This window comes from Algoriphagus confluentis, assembly GCF_036245625.1.
Classification (GTDB): Bacteria; Bacteroidota; Bacteroidia; order Cytophagales; family Cyclobacteriaceae; genus Algoriphagus; species Algoriphagus confluentis.
Genome location: NZ_BTPD01000015.1, coordinates 57,503 through 79,675 on the forward strand (window position 1 = coordinate 57,503; position 22,173 = coordinate 79,675).

A 22,173-nucleotide genomic window follows, 5' to 3' on the forward strand; every position below is an offset into this window, starting at 1 on the left:
ATAAGAGCTAGTTATTCTAATTGCAAAGGTTGACTTGCCAAGCAGGGTTTTTCGCCTTCAGGAGGTCTAAGCAGTACGCTTCAGGCCCGTTTTCGAATCTTTACACTTTTCTTTCATTTCCTGAAATCAACTTGAAGGACAGATTTTTGTATTTCCAAAACTAAAATCCGACACTAAAATAATATTTTGTATAATTGGTTTTTACTTCTTAAGATTGTTTCCTTTTGATAAAAATGAAAAAGATATTTCTGAGGACTGAGGGGTATTGCCTATGGAGAACAGTTACAGTTTATTTTGTACCAAATCCTTTTTTCCAGGGATATTATTTGCTCTGCCAGATGTCCTAAGCTGGGAGTTCGGAGGCAGCCGGAAAACAGGCAACAGGTGCCAACTTGCCTTATTTGGAAGGAATGAAAGGTGGTGTGCTTTGGGATTTTTTCATTCCGGGATAATCCTCTTCTGCTTGGATTCATTTTCACAAGGATTTCCCAAAGGGTCATTGACTTTCAAAACAGTGACAAACCTAGGATTTTTTGCCAATTTTCCTCAGCTTTTTCAAGCTATAGTGCAAGAGCTAAGGAGAAGATTTTCAAGCAAAAAAATGCATTTGAAATTCGTTTTTTTGTATGTTTGTTAGGTTTATCAGCACACAAATGAAGGACTTTTTCCCAAGTCGAAATTCTAGGCCTACGCTCCCAAATCAAGGGCCGGGGCTCAGGAGAAGATTTTGGATCTTGACTTCATTATTTATCCTGTTTATGGGATGCCTAGGAGTCGGAGAAGTGAGGGGGCAGTGTACCGAAACGGTTACGTTGACGAGTACTGGTGCAGGAACATGGGTAGTCCCTGCCAATGTTACTTCCATAACTGTGGAAGTTTGGGGCGCTGGAGGAGCTGGAGGAAGAGCTAATGGTAATCCATCTGCGGGAGGAGGGGGATCTGGAGGAGGCTATGTTCGGCGTACATTTACTGGACTTTCTGGGAGTATTAATTTCTTTATTGGCCAAGGTGGCAATGGCGGTTCAGGCGGCAATGGACAAAGCAGTTGGTTCCAAAATAATACGACCCTTCTTGCTGTTGGGGGAAATGGGGCAGGAACAATTAACACAAATAACACTTGGGGATCTGGGGCAGCAGCTATAACAACTGGAAACATTGGAGGAACCTTAGCCTCTCATTATGGTGGAGCTGGAGGAAATGCATCAAATTCTGAAAGTGGTGGGGGTGGGGCTAGTGCTGGCACTTCAGGAAATGGAAACTCTGGGTCAGGAATTAATGGTGGAACATCTTCCAACGGAAGCACCGCAGGTGCAAATGGTAGAAATACGAATAATGTAATTGGAACTGCTGGAAATGATCCAGGTAGTGGAGGTTCAGGAGGTAGAGCAAATTCTGGAACGGACAGAAACGGAGGTAATGGAGGCGATGGCCAAATCAGAATCACATACACTTATGAGTTTTGTGCCGAATTTGTTTCCGTGGATTATGGCTCTTCAACTTGGTGTCCCGGAGAAGATCGAAACATTTCGGTAACAATTAGAAATGGAGGAACAGCGCCTTGGACAAATGCATCACCGGATATTAATATTGGAGTAAGATGGAACCCAAATGGTGTCAACTGGAATGATTTCCACGTAAGAACAGATGCTAATAACCTTGCACCCGGAGACACAAGAACGTATAATTTCACCTTAAGAGCTTCCAATAATGCAGGAGGCGGATATACTACTCCTCTGGCAGCTGGAGTGAATAACCTCAGATTTGACGTAGTTAATGAGGCTAATTTTTGGTTTAGGAACAGGCCAGGAAATGCAGAATACATTACTCCAAACATTACCATAAGCCAAGCCCCTTCCACCCTAAGCTATACCAATAATAATCCCACCTACTGCGCCAACCAAGCCATTACAGCCAATAATGCTACAGTAACCGGTGGATCGGCTACCAGCTTTACAGTATCCCCTGCTTTACCTGCTGGTTTATCCCTTAATCCATCTACTGGCCAAATTACCGGAACACCCACAACTGTAGCAGGAGTCCCCACAGCCGCTTACACCGTGACGGCTACTAATTCCTGCGGCAGCGTAGCAAGAGTATTGAATATCACGATTACTCCTGCTGCTCCTACGGGACTCAACTATACCAACAATACTGTGACTTATTGTGCGGGTTCTCCGATCACACCCAACAATCCTTCCTTTGGCGGAGGCGGTCCTGCTACGACATTCTCTGTTTCTCCAGCTTTACCGGCCGGTCTATCCTTGAATACTACTACAGGACAAATCACCGGGACTCCAACCACATTAACTGGTCTTGCTGCTGCCAACTACACGGTAACTGCCTCCAACTCCTGCGGAAACATTACAAGAAACGTCAATATCACGATCTCTCAGGTAGCTGAAGTCAATAACTTTAGTGATTTTCTCTGTAGCGGGGTTCCATTCACCATCACGCCTCTAAATGTGGTAAATGGTAGAATTCCTACAGGAACAACTTACACCTGGACCGCACCTTCGGTTTCTGGAGGAGTCACGGGAGGTGCTTCTGGTTCAGGGTCTTCTATCACAGGAACCCTGGTTAACCCTACAAACGTGGCCCAGCCGGTTGTTTACACGGTAACCCCTATCACGAATGGTTGCGCAGGAAGTCCATTCCAGCTGAACATTTTGCTAAATCCCAGTGCTTCAATTACTACGATCAATCAGCAAGTTTGCAGTGAGAGCTCCTTCGCTGTGACCCCAACGAATGGTACAAATGGCGTAGTGCCTGCCGGGACCACCTACACCTGGAACGCCCCAACGGTAACCGGAGGGATAACCGGTGGTATTCCAGGAGGGGGGAATACGATTTCTGGTACATTGACTAACCCAACCAACCTCCCTCAAACAGCAACCTATACTGTAACCCCAGTTACGGGAAGCTGCGTTGGAGCTCCATTCAATGTGGTGATAACCGTCAATCCAAGACCTGCAATCACTGCTATGAGTGAAACTTCTTGTAGCAATCAGCCCTTCTCTGCCTTACCGGTCAATGGCACCAACGGCATTGTTCCTGCGGGCACTACCTATGCTTGGACCAGTCCTTCCCTTCCCGCTGGACTGAGCGGTGGCTCGGCTGGAAGTGGATCCAGCATTACGGGTACGCTGATAAATTCTACCAATGCGCCTTTGAACGCAACTTACACGGTGACTCCCACTGCCGGTGCCTGCACTGGAAATACGTTTACCTTGACGGTTACAGTCAATCCGAGCCCGGTCATTCCAACCCAAACACCCACCATTTGTAGTGGGGAGGCCTTTACAGTGAGCCCTACCAACGGTGGAGCCACTATCGTTCCCGCCAATACTACCTACACTTGGACGGTGGTAGACAATCCCAATGTCACAGGAGAGTCGGCACAAGCCACAGCCCAATCGACAATTTCCCAAACGCTCACGAATACCTCAACCGTAACTCAGACTGTTACTTACACAGTCACGCCCAGATCAGGAACAGCAGGAAGTTGTGTGGGAAACCCATTCACTGTTACCGTTACTGTCAACCCAAGGCCTACCCTCAGCAGTCCACTTAACCAAACCCGATGCAGTAATGTATCCTCCAGCTACATAGCCAGCAGTGCTACTCCGGGCACATCTTTCTCCTGGACAAGAGCAGCTGTAGCAGGAATAAGTAATCCGGCAGCCAGTGGAAGTGGGGCCACCTCTACAGAAACCTTGGTCAATACCACACCCAATGCGATAGATGTAGTATATGTCTACACTTTGACTGCCAATGGTTGTACCAATACACAAAATGTTACAGTAACTGTTAGCCCAACACCAGTCCTAAGCAGTTCTTTAACCCCGGCAGCTATCTGCAGCAATGGCTTATTCTCCTATTCTCCAACCAGCTCCACAAGTGGTGCCAGCTTTACCTGGACTAGGTCTGCAGTAGCCGGAATCAGCAATCCGGCAATCACTACTCCACAAACCAATAATCCCAATGAGGTTTTGGTTAACACTACTGCAAATCCAATTGATGTGGTCTACGCCTTTACCATCTCGGCCAATGGATGCAGCAATACCCAAAATGTAACGGTAAGAGTCAATCCGACTCCAGCATTGAGCAGTACTTTGAGTCCAAATGCGATTTGCAGTAATTCAGCCTTTACCTATACCCCTACAAGCTTGACTCCGGGAGCAACTTTCACCTGGACAAGGGCAGCGGTAAGCGGAATCAGCAATCCTGCGGTGACTACCCCTCAGGCCTCTAATCCAAATGAAGTGTTGATCAATACAACCACAAGTCCTGTGGATGTCATCTATGCTTATTCCGTCACTGCCAATGGGTGCACCAATACTCAAAATGTAACAGTTAGAGTCAATCCAACCCCAACTTTAAGTAGTCCACTATCACCCACGGCTATTTGTAGCAACGCCCTCTTTACATACAATCCGAGCAGCTCGGTGAGCGGGGCTACTTTTACTTGGACAAGAGCCGCTGTGACCGGAATCAGCAATGCAGCCGTAACAGTTCCACAAGCTTCCAACCCCAACGAGACGCTCATCAATACCACGGCTAATCCGATCGATGTGGTGTATGCCTATACCGTTACTGCAAACGGGTGTTCCAACACACAGAATGTAACCGTTAGGGTAAATCCAACTCCAACCTTAAGCACTTCCTTGAGTCCTCCTGCTATTTGCAGCAATTCTGTGTTTTCATATACACCTGCAAGTACTACTGCGGGTACGAATATCACTTGGACCCGGGCAGCTATATCAGGAATAAGTAACCCAGCCGTCACTACTCCTCAGCCTTCCAGTCCAAATGAAACCTTGATCAATACCACGGCCAGTCCAATTGATGTGGTCTACAACTTTACGCTGACAGCAAATGGATGCAACAACACCCAAAGTGTCACAGTAAGGGTAAATCCAAGTCCGGTATTGAGTAGCACTACCAGCTTGGAAATTTGCTCAAATGATAATCTTATTTACACAGCGACGAGCGCAACATCAGGCACAGTTTTCTCCTGGACCAGAGCCCTTGTCTCCGGAATTAGCAATGCTGCTTCCAGTGGTACAGGGGATACAGTCAATGAAACATTGATCAATACGACAGCTAATCCGATCGATGTTGTCTATGTCTTTACCTTAGGTGCAAATGGATGTATTACCACTCAAAATGTCACAGTAACCGTCAAACCATCTCCTACACTGAGCAGTGCCACAAGCATTCAGGTTTGTGACGGTGGGGAATTCACTTACACTGCGACAAGTGACACCCCAGGGGTTTCATTTCTTTGGACAAGGGCCCTGGTCTCGGGAATCAGTAACCCGGCTGGCACCGGAAGCACCGCCTCTATCACCGAAACCCTGGTCAATACAACTGCTTCCCCAATAGATGTAATCTATGAATTTACCTTATCGGTAGATGGATGCAGCAACACACAAAGTCTAACCGTCACCGTAAATCCAACCCCCACCCTAAGCAGCCCTTTGACTTCGCCGGCTATCTGCGGAAATGAAACGTTCACTTATTCTCCAAGCAGCTTAACCAGTGGGGCAGTATTCACTTGGACTAGAGCGGCAGTCCCTGGAATAAGTAATCCTGCGATCACGACACCTCAATCAACCAATCCTAATGAGGTTTTGGTCAATACCACTCCAGATCCAATTAATGTAATCTACCAGTATTCTATCACAGCCAACAGTTGTACCCATATTCAGGAAGTCATGGTGACGGTAAATCCAACACCGGATATTTCTACACTTTCTGAAGAGGTTTGTTCTGGAGGTACATTCACAGTCAGTCCGGTGCAAGGAGTGGATGGAATAGTTCCCACGGGAACTACTTACACTTGGACTGTAGCTAATAATCCGAATGTGACAGGAGAATCCAACGAAGGAACACCTCAAGCCACTATTTCCCAAACTCTGACAAATACTGGCAGCAGTCCTCAGAATGTGGTGTATACTGTGACCCCGATATCAGGAGGCTGCGTGGGAGATCCATTTACTCTTACTGTCACGATCAATGGTGACACCCAAATTGATACACAACCCAGTGTAGATCCATTTGAAGTTTGCTTCGGAGATACTTTTTCTCCCATTTCGGTGGTCGCAAGTGGAGCAAGCGGTTTGACCTATCAGTGGTTTAGCAACAGTACTGCCAGTTCGGTAGGTGGCACTGCAGTTCCCGGTGCAACTTCGGCCAGCTTCACCCCTCCTTCTTCAACTCAAGGAGAATTTTACTATTATGTGGTAGTTACCGGCCCATGTACAACAGTCACTTCCGATGTTTCAGGAAGATATTTTGTCTCTCCACCTGTCACAGCAATAGTCTCAGACTTGGATACCTCCCCTCAGACTATTTGCCCGGGAGACAGCTTCTCAGCTTTGACCTTTCAGGCTTCTGGTGCTAATCTATCCTATCAGTGGTACCGTAATTCCTCCGCTTCAACATCGGGAGGAACCTTGATCACAGGAGAAATCAGCTCTTCCTTTACTCCTCCAACCTCAGATTTTGGTCCCGTTTATTACTATGCTTTGGCTACAAGCGATTGCGGTACGGTGACCTCTTCCGTTTCTGGTGCCTTTGCAATTACAGGCTCAAGCTCTACGGCAGCAAACCAAACCCTTTGCGTGGATACCCCATTAAATCCGGTAATTACCCACACTACCACCGGCACGACCGGAATCGCAAACCATGGAGTGGCCGGAGCAAATGGTCTTCCTCCTGGAGTGAGTGCAACATGGAGTTCAGGTATAATCACTATTTCAGGAACGCCGACTTCCTCTGCAGGCAGTCCTTATACCTATTCTATTCCATTAATTGGAGCTTGTGGATCAGAGGTGGCTACCGGAACAATAACGGTGAATCCTAAAGCTCAAATCAACAATTTGAACCAGACTATTTGTACTGGTGGAACATTCTCTGTCACTCCAGCACAAGGTATCGATGGGACAATTCCTTCTGGAACTACCTACACTTGGACAGCCCCTACCCTATCTGCAGGACTTACGGGAGGAGTTGCCGGAAGTGGAAGCAGCATAACCGGCTCCTTAGTAAATTCCACGAATACTCCTCGAACAGCGACTTATACCGTAACTCCCACTTCAGGCTCTTGCTTGGGCAATCCATTTACAATTACCATTACGGTCAATCCAAGTGCTTCTATCCCTGCACAAACTGCCACAATCTGTGATGGAGAAACATTTACCGTCTCTCCCGTCCATGGAGGAGCTACCCGAGTACCTATAGGAACCACCTATACTTGGACCGTTGTGGACAATCCCAATGTCAACGGAGAGTCAAATCAAACTACAGCTCAGCCAACTATTTCTCAAGCACTAAGCAATTCCAGTAACCTCCCTCAAAATGTGGTCTACACAGTTACTCCTACTTCAGGAACTTGTGTAGGGAATCCGTTTACTGTCACAGTGACAGTCAATCCAAACCCTGAAATTCCAAACCAAACTACTGCAGTTTGCAGTGGATCAGCATTTACTGTATCTCCTACAAATGGAGGTACAACAGTGGTGCCGGCCGGAACCTCCTACACTTGGACTGTGGCAGATAATCCAAATGTCACAGGAGAAACCAATCAATCCACCGGGCAGCCCACCATTTCTCAAACACTAATCAACCTCACCCAGATTCCTCAGCCGGTCATTTACACGGTGACTCCAAGATCCGGAGCAGCAGGAAACTGTCTGGGTAATCCATTTACCGTGACTGTCACGGTCAATCCAAGTCCACAAATTCTTGCCCAGGCACAGACCATTTGCAGTGGTAATGCCTTCACTATATCTCCGACCAATGGAGGGGGCAATGTGGTTCCTTCTGGGACGGTTTACACATGGACGGTAGTAGATAATCCCAATGTCAGTGGAGAAACCACCCAGACTACTGCTCAGACGAACATTTCCCAAACCTTAACCAATACGAGCACCACTCCTCAGAACGTAGTCTATACCGTGACCCCTCAATCCGGAGCAACAGGGTCCTGTGCCGGCAATCCATTTACGGTGACCATCACGGTCAATCCCAACCCAACACTGAGCAGTACATTAAGCCCTCCGGATATTTGCAGTAATTCTGCTTTCACTTATACCCCTACAAGTACCATTTCTGGAGCCACTTTCTCTTGGACCCGAGCAGCTGTGGCAGGAATCAGTAATCCAGCGATTTCAAATCCCCAAACCGCCAATCCGAATGAGGTCTTGATAAATACCACATCAAATCCTATTGATGTAGTCTACACCTACAGTATCACAGCAAATGGATGTAGCAATTCCCAGCAGGTCACGGTACGAGTTAAGCCAACTCCCACCTTAAGCAGCCCAATTAACCCTACGGCTATCTGCGGAAATTTGACCTTTAGCTACACCCCTACTAGCACAGTGTTGGGAACCACATTTACCTGGACTCGAGCAGCAGTGGCAGGAATCAGCAATCCGGCTGTAACCACTCCTCAAAGCTCGAATCCAAATGAAACCTTGATCAACACAACTTCCAGTCCGATCAATGTAATTTATGCCTTTACCCTAACAGCAAATGGCTGTACAAACACACAAAACGTTACTGTTCGGGTGGATCCAAGGCCCACATTAAGCAGCAGCTTAACTCCTAGTGCCATTTGCAGTGGGTCTAGCTTTACCTACATCCCAAGCAGCGCAGGTGGAACTGCTACTTTCACCTGGACCAGAGCTGCTGTGCCTGGCATCAGTAATTCTGCGGTAACGACTCCTCAGGCTTCCAACCCCAACGAAGTATTAAACAACACCACCCCAAATCCCATCGAGGTGACGTATGTGTACACCATCAATGAAAATGGGTGTACCCATACTCAAAATGTACGAGTGACGGTGAATCCAACTCCTCAATTAAGCAGTACACTAGCTCCTGCTGAAATTTGTACGGGTAGTCCATTCACCTATACGGCAACAAGTGCCACGGCGGGCACCTCCATCACTTGGACAAGAGCCGCTGTAGCTGGAATCAGCAATCCGGCAATTACTACACCTCAAAACGCGAATCCCAATGAGATTCTTATTAATACCACTACAATCCCACAAAACGTAGTCTATCGATTTACTCTTTCTTCAAATGGGTGCAGTAACACCCAAGATGTAACGGTAAGGGTAAATCCCAGCCCGACCTTGAGCAGTAGTCTGACTCCAGCGGCGGTTTGCAGCAATGCTGCCTTTACCTACACTCCTACAAGTACTACTCCTGGAGCAAGTTTCTCTTGGACGAGAGCAGCTGTGACAGGGATAAGCAATACTGCAGGAAGTGGAACAGGAAATATCAATGAGACACTGATAAACACTACATCAAGTCCCGTAAACGTCGTTTACAGCTTGACAACCTCAGCAAATGGCTGTTCTACTACTGCAAATGTTACGGTAAGAATTGATCCTGTCCCATCAATAACAAATCAATTTCCTGGTAACCCCTTTGATATTCGATATGACATTTGTAGCGGACAGTCTTTCTCCTTTACCCCCCAAGATGGTGTCGATGGCTTAATTCCAGCTGGTACCACCTACACCTGGGTATTCACGAATGAAAATGGTAATCTATCGGGATCCAGTAATGGATCCGGTACAACTATTTCAGGTACTATTTTCAACAGTGACATAAGAAGGAGAAATGTAGATTATGTTGTAACCCCTATCTACAATGGATGTACAGGAGCCCCATTTACTATTCGAGTACGGGTCCAACCAGAACCAAATGTATCTCCGGTAAGCTCTCCAGCAGCAGTATGTAATGGTACAGCCGTCGGTCCATTTAACTTTACCGGGAGCCCAGTTCTTCTTCCCAATGGAAATCCAACCACCACTGAATACAATTGGACCAATTCTAATCCATCCATCGGCTTGGCTGCTTCGGGAACTGGGAATATTCCTTCCTTTACCACAATCAATAATGGCGTCGCCCCGGCTCTGGCAACAATTACCGTAACTCCAAGAGCCAATGGTTGCGATGGTCCTTCTCAGACTTTTACAATTACAGTAAATCCCAGTCCTAAAGTTACTGTGGCACCTGATTATTGCGTGGTCGGGGGAAGAGTTCAATTGATAGCCAATTCAAACGTACCAGGCAGCACCTTCCTGTGGAATACCGGTCAGACCACCTCCAATATTCTGGTCGATCTCTCCGGTCAATACTTTGTAACTGTAACAGCTCCAAATGGATGCTCAACCACAGAATCTATTGGTGTTGCTCAAGAGTTGGTAACGGATGGCTCATTTACAAATTTCAACCCTGCGAGCCCTAGCTTCTTCACTGAATATACCCAGAATCAAGCCTTTTACACAGGGGTTAACACTTCAGGTTTATGGCCGGAGACTAGATATGCAGTAAATACAAGTGCTCACAGCCCCACTAACGGCGTAGGTTATCACCCGAATTTCCATGGCAGAGACCGGACCAACAATGCCACCGGACCCAGAAATTTCTTAATGGTAAATGGAGCAACCACTACCATAGGAACTCCACCAAGACAAAGAATCATCTGGCAGCAAACCGTAACCGTTGAACCTAATACCGATTACTATTTTTCGGCGTGGGCAATGAATTTGAACCCATCAAACCCAGCAAGACTACAATTTGAAGTGAATGGCGTTTTAGTTGGTACAATTGCTGATTTGAACACTGCCCCTAAACCGACTTCTGATGCTCAAGTAAATCTTAACAACTGGGTCAGATTTTATAGTGATCCCACTTGGAATTCCGGGACTGCGACAACAGCGGTAATTAGAATCAGAAACTTGAATACTGTAGCAGGAGGAAACGACTTTGGTCTGGATGATATATCCTTCGGAACACTAAAACCATTTATTGTTCTCACCTCTGGCGCTGGGTCGGACAACCAAACAATTTGTCAAAACAGTCCTCTAGGCCCATTATCCTATAACGCAGGTAGTGGTATTTTTGGACCTGAAGTCACAGGACTGCCCAATGGAATTACGGCCATCTGGAATGGTATTGACCTTCAATTCATCGGCTCACCTACTGAATCAGGTGTTTTCAATTACACCATTACAACTGTAGGTACTTGTGTACCCACCACAGCAACCGGTACAATTACTGTACGCGCCACGCCTACAACAGGTGCGATTGCAGCCAATCAAACCGTATGTTCCGGGCAAGACCCGATGATCTTAAGTAGTGTTACCAATGGCACCGGAGAATCCGGGGCGACAATATCCTACCGATGGGAGTCCAATACTAATCTGACCACTCCTAACTGGACAGTTGTCCCAGGACAAACAGGGGCTACCTACGATCCCCCTGTTTTGCCTACAACCACCCAATATAGAAGAACAACCTTGGCTACATTGGGCGGACTTACCTGTGAGTCACCACCCACCCCTCCAGTTACCATTACGGTTCAGACGATACCTACGGCAGGTTCAATTGCCACCAATCAAACCATTTGTAATGGGGGAGATCCCTTGGCCTTTACCAGTACTGTTGCAGGTTCTGGAAGTGGAACAATTACTTACCGTTGGGAAAGTTCAGTAAGTCCATTCGCTTCTTGGACTCCAGTTAGTGGTGCCAGTTTGGCCACTTACGATGCCCCTTCTGGTTTGACGGCAACCACTCGATTTAGAAGAATTGCTATTTCAACCCTAAACGGTGTTGCCTGCGAGTCTGTCCCAACTGCCCCTGTGGAAGTAACGGTAAGCACCGTTCCGACACCTGGAAGTATTGCATCTAATCAGGCAATTTGCGAGGGAGAAGACCCCACCGCATTCACAAGCCCGGATAATGGCACCGGTTCAGGTTCCCTATTCTATGTTTGGGAATCTTCAGTGAGTCCATTTACTACCTGGACAGAGATAAGCGGAGCAAATTTGGCAACCTATGACGCGCCTCCCCTATTTGTCACTACCAGATTCAGAAGAAGAACAGTTTCCACATTCAATGGAGTAGTTTGTGAATCAGTTCCAACCAGTCCAGTTGAGGTAACCATCCTGCCGAATATTAACGTGGCTCCTGTCAACCCGGATCCCCCCTTGTGCTTGGATGTACCCCAACCAGTTACAATTATCCATTCTTCTACCGGAGCCAATGGTATAGCCAATGCAGGAATAGCAGGAGCCAACGGCTTGCCTTTGGGTGTAAGTGCTGCCTTCAATTCCTCAACTGGAGAAATCACTATATCAGGCACTCCAACGGAAGTGGGATCTTTCAATTACAGTATTCCTGTGACAGGGGTCTGCGGTACCATAAATGCAACAGGAACCATCACCGTTGACAATCCGACCTACCCGATCATTAGTATTGATGTGGTTAATCCCGCATCGGGGTCTACTCCTCCTTATACTTCTACTTTCACCGTTTACAGTAATGAATTGACTCCCGGCAACTATGAGATCAACTATAGCTTAAGCGGAGCCAATGCCGCGCCAAACCAGACTATTTTGGTGACCGTCACTACCACCGGTCAATTCACCTTCCAGTCCCTACCCTATTCGAATGAAGGAACAACCCTTTTGACCATCAATTCCATCCGGGAGATATCGGCCCTTTGCCCCTACAGTCCACCAAACAACAATACCGTACCTTACGGTATCAATTGTAGCACGGAGTATTTGGCTGGAGATGGAAACGCCACCTATTCAGTTGCTGCCGGTGTGAGCCAGGTTACCATTCAGGCTTTTGGAGATGGCACAGGTGGAAATACAGCTACTCAAAGCGTTTCCGTCATTCCTGGTGAGCTTATCTTTGTGGTGTTTAACGGCACAGACGTTTTTGCTACACAGGTCCCTGATACCGAACCACTTGCTGATCGCCTAGCCCAGGCTATAGTAAGTACCACCGGTCCAAATGGAAGGTTGGTATTTACTTACGATTGTCCAGATCCATCACCTTGCTCAGGCACTGGTGATGTATATCAATACACTGATTCTGAGGGCTATACTGTCATCCGTGTGACGGGGGATTGTTCTTCATGGACTTGGAATGCACCGGATGGCTTGGATGAATTTGAGGTGTTGGTAGTCGGTGGCGGCGGAGGCGGTGGTTTTGGTGATGCTGCCGGCGGCGGCGGCGGTGGAGCCGTGATTTATCAGCATTTCACAGGCATCACCATGAATGGTGCCCCAGGCCTTCAAGGAGCCGTATTCCAGGTACTTCCGGGCGGACAAGGGTTTGGTGCTACCAGTGCCAATCAGCAAGGGGGTGATGGAACAGGGTCAACTTTCACCGGTCCGGTTTTTGCCTATGCCGGTGGAAATAGCTTCAATGATTTAGCTGCCGCAGGAGGTGGTGGTGGAGGATCTTCCAGCGCTAATTCTGTAGATCGAGTCGGCTCTGATGGAGCTTCAGGAGGCGGAGGAGCGGCTTTTGGAACCAACGCATCCTCAGGAGGGGTGGCCAGCAACGGAAACAATGGGGGTGTTGCGATGGGCCAAAGTTACGGTGGATCCGGCGCCGGAGGAGGAGGAGCTGCTTTGGGAGGTAACAACGGATCTGGAAATGCATCCTTGATGAGTGCAGGTTCCGGCGGAAATGGGGTGATGCAAAGCATTTCAGGTGAAAACATTTATTATGGAGCTGGAGGTGGAGGAACTTCTTACGGAGCTACAGTAAACGAACCGGGAATGGGAGGAAGCCCTTATACCAATTCAGGCGGCACGACTTTCTATGCCGGAGGAAGAGGAAACAATACAGGAATAGGCCTGCCAGCAACCACCTATGGCTCTGGTGGAGGAGCTGGAAGAACGGGTGGAAGCAACGGCTTCCAAGGCGTCGTTTACATCCGCTACCCCAACTTCCGAATTTTACCTTTGGAATACCTCTATTTTAATGCGGAATACAATTCATCTATGCGCTCTGGGGACCTGACCTGGGCTACCGCCAACGAATGGGAAAACGACAGATTCGAAATCGAGCGATCAGTCAATGATGTAAAATCCTGGGAAACCATCAGTCAGGTTAATGGAGCGGGTTACTCGGATTCTCCGACTGATTATTCCTATCAAGACTTCAAACTCCCATTGGCAGGTGGCAACATATTCTATCGATTGAAGCAATTTGACTTTGACGGGGATTTCACATACAGCGATATCAAGGCCATTCAGGTAGAATCCCTGCCTGGATTGACCCGATGGAAGGTATATCCTAACCCAACCACGGGAGATCCGATCAACTTGGAAATGCTGGACAACGGGGCTTACAATGATGAGGAAATCACAGTCCGTCTGATCTCTGCAACCGGCCAATTTGATATTCTGAAAGGGGAAAGTCCTAGGGAACTAAGTCTTCGTCTTGCTGATATCCTCCAGTTAAAAGCTGCAGGAGTTTACACTTTGGAAATCAGCTGGGGAGCCAACAGGGAATACCACAAGGTGATTTTGAGAAGGTAGAGTTTTGCTTAATTTAGGTCCTGGCTTAAGATATACCTTTTAAAAAAATATTCGATTAAAAATCGCCACTCCTTTTTAAGGGTATGGGCCATTCCCCTGATCTATCCTGGTTCAATAAAGTCCAATTCTTAAAAATAGAACTACTTTTGATTTATGGATTCCGAGTGGAGGCTGTTGATTAATTCGGTTGAATTCTGAGAGGATGATAAATGTGTCTACGATTTCTCAATAGTAGGGTACTTTTACTAAAGTACCATCGACTTTGGTCAGCATTCCTTTCCCTCCACCTGCCCTAAATAGGAGGCCTAATTTGGTCTTTGAATACATGGAAGTGCTGAGGACACTTTGATCTACCTCGTATCCTTGGGGATTTCCATTAAAATGAATTAAGTATTGAATCCAGTCATTTTTTTCGTCCAGGTATCCATTTATCTGTTAAATCCGAAAAAAAACCCTATTATTTCCCTGCTTTTCAATGGCTTAGGAATAAAAAAGAATTTGATTAATCCTTTTACGTCTATTTTTTCGTATTTAAAGCACGTATATTTGTAGCCAAAACATTCTGCAAGCATTGTAGTTTAGTTAATGCAGTTTGGGAAAAACCATATTGGGGTGTTGGTATTAGCATGAGTAGAGTACTTATTCTCTTATTTCTGATTTTTTTTAGTACCCAATTTCTGGACGAGGGTAAAGCGTGGGGGCAATGCGGCAGTTGCACCATAATTTTTTCAGGAGACGGCAATCCTATCCCAAATAGAAATGTGCAGAACAACGATGTTGTTTGTATCGCAGGAAATCGGACAAATAATGTCAACCTACAATCTGCAAGTGGAGTTCAGGTTTGTATAGCTGAGGGAGTGGTTTTTAGTGGAAATTTTCAAAATATTCAGGCCAACACTATAATCAGGAATTTTGGACAATTTGGAACAAGCGGAACACCAAGAAATCTAACGATTGGAGGAGCTAGTGGACTCTTTTTAAATGAGGGTATCTATTTTGGAAATTTCACCTCAAATAACGGAGCCAATTTAACCAACAGGGGTTCTATCACAGGAAACGTTACTTTAAATAGCGGCGGAAATCCAAGTTTTGTCAATTCTGGAACTCAAACAGGTGCCTTGACCATAAATGCGGGCACAGTGACTAATGACGGAAAATTAGTTTTAAGCTCGGTTGCCTTAAATAGTGGTGGTACCTTAATTAACTCGGGAAGTTTAAGTGTTTCAGGAAACTTCGCTGTTAACGGGACCTTAAATAATTCAGGAATTCTTTCTGTTTCTGGCAATTTCAATGGAAACGGCGGCTCCACCATTACCAATTCGGGAATATTGGGTGTGGTTGGAGACTTCAATGTGAATACAACTATCAACTCTTCGTCCGGAACGGTATCCATCGGGGGTAACTTAACTGTCAACGGAGGAGGTACATTAAACAGTGGAAACACGACCGTAGATGGGAACACGACAAACAATGGCCAAATAAATCTTAACGGACAGCTAGCAATAAGAGGAAACCTCACCAACAATGGGGGAGGGATAATTAGGGGTGGTTCGGCATCACAGTGTAATGGATTGATAGTGGAAGGTCCCAACTTAACCAATTGGGGTTCTATCGGAAGTGGTGGATCTCCAATTAATGTAAACAGAGTCCCAGATACTGGTAACAATCTTTCTTCCAATGCTTCGGTTGGGCAATGTACATGTAGCCCCAAACCAGTATTCACGTCCGGATTTGAGGTAATCTTAGTGTACAATTGCCCTGGAACATACACTTGGTCCCCCCCAGAAGGATTGACACAGTATGAGGTACTGGTCGTAGGTGGTGGTGGCTCTGGAGGGAATACCTCCACAAATAATGAAAATAAAGCAGGTGGAGGCGGTGGAGCCGGTGCTGTAATTGCCCAAACCTTTACCATACCCGGGGCTGGTCTTCCTTCAGGACAGACCTATAATGTTGTGGTTGGTGCAGGAGGGAATAGCAATGGGACAAATGCATCCCAAAGGAATGGGTCACTTTCAAGGTTTTCCAATGGCTCCACTACCCTAACTGCAAATGGAGGTGGCGCTGGAGGTCGCTCCAATGGACAAAATGGACAGAATGGCACTACAGGACTTTCCGGATCAGGGGGAGGAGGTGCTGGAGCCCAATCAAATGGAAATTCTGGAACAGGAGGTAATGGACGAACCACAGGAGGAGATGGCCTCTCAAATGGAAATTCTGCTAACCAATATGGTGGTGGTGGTGGTGGAGCCTCGGGAGGCGCCAACGGAAATAATGGAAGTTCAAATGGACGAGGAGGTGACGGGGGCGCTGGAGTTTCAGTTACTATAGGGTTTACAGCAACCTATGGAGGCGGTGGTGGTGGTGGTGCCGGTGCAACCAATAGCATCGGAATTCCCGGAGTCGGTGGCGGAGGAACAGGAGGCAACGGAACCACCAGAGCCGGGAATGGCTTACCAAATACTGGAGCGGGTGGCGGTGGAGCCGGCGGTTCAGGCTCAACCAGCCGAAAAGGTGGAAATGGAGGTTCGGGCGTTGTTATTATCAGATATGAATTACTCCGCATCCTTCCGGTAGAATTCCTTTCTTTTGCAGTCACTTATGAGCCGTCTTCCCGATCTGCAATCCTAGCTTGGTCAACCGCCAAAGAGTGGGAAAATGACAGATTTGAAATCGAACGCGCGATAAATAACGTTCGAAACTGGGAAAAAATAGGGGAAGTGAAAGGACAGGGATATTCAGATTCCCCCGTTTCCTATTCTTTTGAAGATATTAGGCTGCCAGCCTCGGGCGGGAATGTCTTTTATCGCCTCAAGCAAATTGATCTGAACACCGAATTCACCTACAGCGATACCCGAGCTATTGTAGTCGAACCCCTTTCAGGAACCACCCAATGGAAAGTTTATCCCAATCCTAGCACCGGAAATTCAATCCATTTGGAACTTCGGGATTTCGGCAATTATCAAGATGAACAAATCCAAGTCCGGGTGATTTCTTCCACTGGACAGGATGACCTTATTCTGGAGGAAAGACCCCAGGACTTGAGCCTTCGGCTGAAAGATATACTCCAATCCAAGCCTTCGGGAGTTTACACCCTGGAAGTCGCATGGGGAACCCACAGAGAATACCATAAGCTCATCCTGAAGAGGTAAATTTATCCCGAGGAAATCAAGGAGCCTAAAAAAATTGGTTGGGTTTCGTTTTTACCTCTTTTCTCCAAATCCAACCAAAGGATTTAATCCTCTTCTCACTCGGTTGCTTCCCTATGTCTTTAAGTCTCAAAAAAACCTTTTTTACCCTATTCTGAAAAGTTCTACTTGAAATGTAGCTTTCATTTTTGCAGTAGGTGTTACTCCTCCTCTTCTTTTCTCAGGTCTTTAGGGATTTTTGCCCTTCCCAAGCCAAATGTTCCGCGGAGTCCACTAAATGTAGCTTTCCACCAAGCACTGAAAACAAATTTGCTTTTGTCCCGCTCCAGAAAGATGCGCCTACTGACTATTTTTCCCTTCCCTCCTCTGGGGTTGTTGTTTTTGGCGAGCAGATTTGCGCCAAATGTATAAATTTTCAATTTGCCCAATCCCCGCTCGAGTGTCAAGCTGTCCAAGAACTGGATCTTGAGACTGGTGTAGCCAAAATTCATCCGTCCCTTGGCAAAATCATCATTCAGGCGAAAATTCCATTCTCCATCCGTCACAGTTCCGTCAATGGCTTTTACAAAAAGTGTCTTGGAAAGAAAATCATCAGCTTCTGAAAACGAGAAGTCATTCATTTTTACTTTTACCTCCATGGGGTAATCCTCCCCGAAATACAATTCAGCACTGAGATCAACCTCTGACTGATCCATAATATGGGCTTGAATCCCAATTCTTGCTTTATCGAGAGGATACACTTCCCCTTCCTTCCTTAAGTAAAAAGGAGCCAAATCCATTTGAACCCTGTCAAAACTAACCATTCCGGGCATATTCCCCTTGGGTGCAAATTCATAATACCTCACTCGGCTATCTCTCACTCTCACCGAAAAAATATCGGCTGAAACCCGCGCATGGCTCATCAGATATTGGGGCATAGGCTTATACAAGTTGATGTCTCCGGGTATTCTTTTATCCCTAAACAAGTCCAGGTCAGCCCCTGAGACAATCAGATTGTTTGCTTTCAGCTTTTGGTTTTGCATGTATTCTGCTGGATCCAAGTCTTCCAGCCGGATAGAATTGACCTTGGCGGTCACCGCATCGGTCTGATAGGACAGGCTTCGAAGCAGCGCATAGTTTCCCAAAATAGGCCGAAAATAAATGCCTTGCAGTTCCAGATCCCCATCGGTATAGCCAATAGATTCAAAACTCACGCGATAGTTGCTATCAGGAGTATCCACTTGATAGCCCTTGATTTCAAAGGATATATTTTTGGTGACCAACTCCTTGAGATCCAGTTTTTGCTCCTGATTCATCAGGTCAATGCCCAAATCTTCCACCAAGAAATTAAATTCGGGAAAATTTAACCTTGGATCTGGCCCAAGACCCTTGCGATGGACTTGAACTCGTCCGTTTTTCAGGCGTAAATCTCCCAACAAGATGGATTCGACCATTTTGCTCTCAGCGATGGTTTTTTCTTTCCCAGGTCCCGCGGATTTTTGGGTATCAAGGTATAAATCGACCTGGGGATTGATCAGGGTAATGGCACTCAGATCAACCACCTTCGAGTCTAAAATATCGGTCAGGCCGTTGTTCCTGATGGAAAGCTGATCGATTTTGGCATCGATCACCGGACTTCCACTCTTTCCAAAATGGTCCTTTGGCGTTATTCTCAGATTGGAAAAGAGGACCTCTTCCCTTTGGTCTCCGAGACCTACATTGGAAAAGCTAATAGTGTGCACACTGTCAGGGAGTGCAAAAACAAAGTCCTTCAGATCCAAATTGAGTGTGGAAAACAAGGAGCTCAAATCGGAACGGTCCACCAAGAGCGTATCCATAAAAAAGTCTTTGATCAAGAAATCAAAGCCGGTCTTAATGGATTGCCTGGAGTCATTTTCTCCCAAATAACTTACCTGAAGCTCGGAGTTTTTGGCCTGAATCGAATCAATCTTCAGTAGCTGAAGTGCATTTTGGACATTTCGTTGTCTGCCTGAATTTGGTCCCAAACTGACTTTCTGATCAATTCCAATCTCTACTAATCCCCTGTCAATCTCCAGCATTTGGAGATCAAGTACATTGTCAAAAATAAACTCCTCGATATCGACCCCTTTCAGAATTACCTGAGGGAAATTAAGCCCCAAATTCAATCGACTGTCCGTCTCCTCGCCCGGTTGGAGAATGAGCCCCCCAAGCCGAATGATTTTTTCCTTAGAGTTATAGTTCAATAGATCCGTTTCAGCTAGGTACTTGCCTCCCGCAATGCTAAAAGAATAATTATTGAACGTCAGGTCGATTTCTTCCGAAAAAAGAGTCTGACCGGAAAAACTACTGTCTGTAGGATTCAAAAAGAAGTTTTTGAGTTTGAGCGAAAAATTATTTTCCTCAAACTTGCTTCTCTTGTTTTCTACCAGACTTTGGTACTTGATTTTCGCTTCTCTCAAATCGAGAGAATCTATGGATATGGAGGTGAAATAGTCCAATAGGAGACTTTTCACATCAGCAGTAGACTGAAGCGACTCCTCATTTTTATCCTTGACCTTTGATTTATAGGTATCGATCAAAAACTCCGGGTTGGGCATATCAATGAGGGATACCTTTAATTTTTGTTCTGTCAAAGCTGCTTTGACGTCCAATCCCTGCGCCCGAAACAGGGGAACCGTAAAATCCACGGCCGAAGTCTTTCCGTAGGTATCCAGCAACGTTTGGATCTGCTCCTTGGATTCCGGCTTAATACTCAGGTTTTGAACTTCCAACAGACTTCTCCGGGAATCCACCATCAGCTTGTCTGCTCTAATCACATGAAGATTGTCCTTAATTTTGAGCCGGTAATTATACAGTTCCAAAGCTATTTCTTCAGCATAGAATTGGTCCTGAATCGGCAATGACGGGTCAGCTTGTATAGTCAGATCATCCAGAAAAAAGCTGAAACGATCAAATCCCACATCATTGCTTCGGTTTCCTCTCGCATCAGTAAATTGAACCGTCCCTTCTCTTACCTCCAAGGATCGGATGGTAGCCTGGCTCAAAAACCCTGAAATAAGCTCATTGGTGGACACCTCCTCTGATTTCTTTTCAGAATATTCCAAATCCACAATCTCCACATTGGGTCGGTCAATCAGAAGATTTGAAACATTAAATACCCCTTCATTGTACAGCTTTTTCAGGTCAATGTCCTCCAATGAAAATTCAGGCAGACTGATTCGGATCAGGTTTTCCGGAGACTTTGACTTTATGGCTTCCTCTCTGGGAAAAACAGACAGGTTTCGGATGGTGAGCTCGTCTTTGAATGAGGATACAAAAATTTTCTCCCCTTTGATCAAGTGAATTTCATCCCCTAAATATAGACTCCCTCCTTCGATATCCATGGAGGCATCCTCCCCATAAAAAAACTGGTTTTCCTGTCTTAGGGAATCTTCTCCCAAATAGAACTTGATCATTTTGAAATTGAAACGATCCAATTCAATTCTATTTTTTAAGGTATCGCCAATCTGGGATTTGACAAATTTGCCTTCATTGATGGACAGTTCTTTGATGTCCACCGACTTGAGAATACCCTGAATGAACTCATTCAGGTTACCGGTTGCCAAGCTGTCCGATTGGGAATCAGGATTGTTGGCCACTTTGAAAAATGGCTCATTGAGGATGAGCTCGTCTACCTCCAATTCCGAAGTCATAAATGCCTTATTGAGATCAACATTTCCTAAAAGCAGCTTTTCCAAATCCACCGTGTAATAGGATTTACCGGACTTAGTGAGGTCGGGACGAATAGAAAAAGCAGAAATATTGATCAGATTGTCCAAAGAGGAGATAAAAACCTTTTTGGCTTGAAGGGTATGCACTTCATCGGGAAGGGCAAAATCCACCCCCTCCAGTTCAAACTCAAAGCCTTCCGCATTGAACGGAGTTGTCCATTCTCCCTTTGTGGTCAAATCGATGTTTTTGACTAAAAGTGATGTCTTTTCAGCATTAAGGTTACTCTTACTAAGAAAATTAAAGAAAAGGACGTTGGCGTGTTTGATTTCAATCTCTCCGATTCGAAATGCCCCCAAATTCATTTGCTGAATACTCTTTCGGATCTCCTGCTCCAGCAGTTTGACCTGGGATACATCCTTATTCTTGGTGGACTTGGTGATATCAGCAGCCGAATCTGAGCCTAAACTCATCTGAATATTTGGGTTATCCAGATAGATCTTACCTATGGTAAACTCTCTTTCAAAAAAGTCATACCACAAGCGGGAAAAACCCACCTGGTCCAACTTAATGTCAAAAAGCACTTGATCTTCATTCCGCAAATCGGAATTTACAGGCTGCAGTACGAGTCCATCCAGAAAAAACCCCCGTCTAAGCAGGGAAAAATTAAACCGATTGAAGTCCACGACATAGACGTCATGAGTAGCTTCATTGATTTTCCTCTGAGCATATCTGGAAAGAAATAGATTGGAACCAAAATAAAAAAGGAACTCCAACAGCAAGAGAACCAAGAGCGCCTTCAGGAAAAAAGCTAAGATTCTTTTACGTAAGGGATGCCTGATGTGCTTTTTGCTGGATTCCCGGGACATGCCGAAGTGCAATGAATTCAAAGGAAAAGATAGTCACAAATCACGAGTATTTGCAATTCGCCCGGATATACCTCCAAAAATCAGGTTAAAAAACCATTCCTTTAGCCATCTCCACCT

The 22,173-nt window shown here is 46.0% G+C and carries 3 protein-coding genes; 2 read left to right on the forward strand and 1 reads right to left on the reverse strand.

Annotated features, from left to right (window positions below; translation table 11 throughout):
• The first annotated feature begins 734 nt into the window (after nt 1-734).
• Both AAA943_RS18895 and AAA943_RS18900 read left to right on the forward strand, forming a co-directional pair.
• A complete protein-coding gene (locus AAA943_RS18895; protein ID WP_338225869.1) occupies nt 735-14,369 on the forward strand; it encodes a beta strand repeat-containing protein in 13,635 nt (4,544 codons plus the stop codon).
• A gap of 626 nt (nt 14,370-14,995) precedes the next feature.
• Entirely contained in the window at nt 14,996-17,521 is a 2,526-nt protein-coding gene (locus tag AAA943_RS18900; RefSeq protein ID WP_338225870.1) for a glycine-rich domain-containing protein, read from the forward strand.
• A gap of 197 nt (nt 17,522-17,718) precedes the next feature.
• Here AAA943_RS18900 and AAA943_RS18905 read toward each other — a convergent pair whose 3' ends face one another.
• The gene (locus AAA943_RS18905; protein ID WP_338225872.1) at nt 17,719-22,056 is read right to left on the reverse strand and encodes a hypothetical protein; all 4,338 of its coding nucleotides are present in this window, start codon (nt 22,054-22,056) and stop codon (nt 17,719-17,721) included.
• Nucleotides 22,057-22,173 lie beyond the last annotated feature (117 nt).

Excerpts from the sequence above, each read along its gene's own strand:
- AAA943_RS18900 (WP_338225870.1), top strand. The coding sequence starts at position 14,996 with ATGAGTAGAGTACTTATTCTCTTATTTCTGATTTTTTTTAGTACCCAA.
- AAA943_RS18905 (WP_338225872.1), bottom strand. The coding sequence starts at position 22,056 with ATGTCCCGGGAATCCAGCAAAAAGCACATCAGGCATCCCTTACGTAAA.